The organism is Actinomycetota bacterium, assembly GCA_036280995.1.
In the GTDB taxonomy this organism is placed as follows: Bacteria; Actinomycetota; CALGFH01; order CALGFH01; family CALGFH01; genus CALGFH01.
The window spans coordinates 1-2,242 of record DASUPQ010000299.1 but is presented as its reverse complement, the minus strand read 5'-3'; the positions used below and the strand labels follow the sequence as shown (position 1 = coordinate 2,242).

General features: G+C 69.8%; 2 protein-coding genes. Both read right to left on the bottom strand.

Annotated elements, in window-relative coordinates:
• Positions 1-217: 217 nt before the first annotated feature.
• Complete coding sequence (locus VF468_10075; GenBank protein HEX5878656.1) at positions 218-1,525, bottom strand: transposase; 1,308 nt, start codon at positions 1,523-1,525, stop codon at positions 218-220.
• Positions 1,526-2,052: 527 nt separating this feature from the next.
• Positions 2,053-2,242 (bottom strand): helix-turn-helix domain-containing protein (locus VF468_10070; GenBank protein HEX5878655.1); only part of this gene is annotated, 190 nt, incomplete at its 5' end.

Here is a 2,242-nt window from a genome sequence, read left to right as displayed (position 1 = left end):
CCGGCATGCTCGGACAGCTCGGACTCCTGCCGCAGTAGGGGTTTTGCGAGATCGGCGGCGCCGCGACAGCGCCTCGACGGGGCGGAACCGCAACATTACCGACCCACGCCTCCGCAAGGTGATCCGACGCGCCAGCACCATCAAGAGGGCGAAGGTTGCCTGACGCGGCACCCGCTGGATTTGGCACCTGACCTGATTCCCTATGGAGGGTTGGGGGTCAAGTCCGTGGTAGGGCTTGCTTGACGGGGGTGGGCCGCCGGCCAAGACTGGAGGGTGAGGGGGAGGGTCGCCTCGTTGCGCCTTGAGCGCCTGTGACATGTCCTTGAAGGACTTGCTGAGGGGCCTTCCCCTTCTTGCTGCGCCGCCTGCGGCGGACCTCTTCGGGAACGGTGAAACGCTCGGCGATGATGGCCTTGGCCTGCTCAGCAGTGACTGGGGTGCCGTCGGTATCGCAGATCACATAGGGCATGCCACGATCAAGGGTGACCCAGGCGCGCTCGGCCAGACGCGCGGCGACTACGCAGACCGCGCCGAGATGGTCTTTGCCGCGTTCGACCATCTGCAGGTAGTAGATGCGGGCCAGCTGCGGGTCGACGCGGCGGGCGTTGTCGGCGGCGCGGTAGAGGGTGGTACGCAGCAGCCGATTGCCCGCCTTGCTGATCGGCTGGCCTTTGCGGTCGGTCTGGCCCGTCTCTGACGCCTTGGGGGCCAGGCCGGTGAAGGACCGGAACTTGGCCGAGGTGGCGAAGCGGGTGGCGGGGCCCATGGTGGCGACCAGGGCCGGCCCGCCGATCTCGGCCAGGCCGGGCAGGCTGCGGGCCAGCCCTGCTGGGTCGACCCAGCGGTAGCAGAACTCCCGCTGGGTGGCGTGGCGGTCCAGCTCGGCCTGGGTGGTGGCAAGCAGGCGGAGCTCGGTGGTGACCTCGGCGGCCAGATCTTGAAAGGCGACAGCGGGGTGGTCGGCGTACAGCTCGAGTGAGGCGCGGGCGGCGCCAAGCCACTGCTCGGCCCGGGCCGCGCCCTGCTGGCCGTGGGAGGCCTTAACGATCACCCGGGTCAGCCGGGCACGGCCGGCGGCCAGCAGCGTGTGGGGGTCGGCGTAGCGTTCCAGCACCGCCAGGTCGGCTTGGCCGAGCTCGCCAGCCAGTGGCGTCGTGGGCATGAGCTGACGGACCAGGTCCTTAATGCGCCGCTTGTGGCAGGCGGCGGCCTGGGTCAGCCGGTCACAGGCGCGCACCCGGCGGTCCAGCGCTGCCCTGGGTGCGTCGGGCAGCTGCAGCGGGTGCAGCCCGGCGGGATCGACCAGCGGCAGCCGAGCCAGGGTGTCGGCGTCGATGCCGTTGGACTTGGCATGCCGCGACAACACCCGGCGCAGGTCGTGGGCCTTGGCCGAACTGACCCGGTACACGGTGTGCCCGCGGGCACCGAAGAACACCGCGATCGGTAACCACGATGGCCCAGTCGGCTCCACCACCACCTCCAGGCAGACCCCTGGCATCGCCCCGACAAGGGCGGCCTGCTCCACCTCGACCAAGCTGGCTAGGGTCGGGATCGCCTTGCGCCGGCACACGATAGTGCCGTCGCCCGAAAGCACCCGCACGGGTGGGGGCGCTGGTGATCCCCAGGTCGATGCCGACCAACCGCCGATCGTCCACGGCGCCTCCTTGCTCGTTGTGGCCTGCTCCGGCCGCTCCGATGGGCGGTGCTGGGTCACGACCACGGTCCCAAGGTGGCTGCGTCCGACGACGGCTCCCACTCATGTGCTGCAACCGGCCCCGGCCTCGGCAGACCGGGCCACTTCCCTCATCCGGGGCATCCGTGGCCGGCCAAGGGTGGCAATCAGGCCAACGAGGCATGGCGACATCGCGCCGTCCTCAGAGCTGTACTCAACGCCACCCCGGAACCAGCCGGGATGCGCATGCAACCCTGGAACCCGGGTGGATCAAGCACCGCGGTCCCTTACCTGAGCTGCACCGACAGCACGCGCCAGCACGCCGTGGACGATCCGCGGCTGTCTGTAAACAGCAGGTAGGGTGCCCGTGTTCCGATTGGCTAGCCGCCAGCGCTGAACAGGTGGCGGTAGATCGAGGCGCGGCTGACTCCCAAGGTGGTGGCGATCACGCTAACTGTGTACTGCCCGGAGCGGTACATCTCCTGCGCCACCCGCACCTTGTGAGCGGTCATCACCGACGGTCTGCCACCACGGCGACCGCGAGCGTTGGCCGCGGCCAGCCCGGCGCTC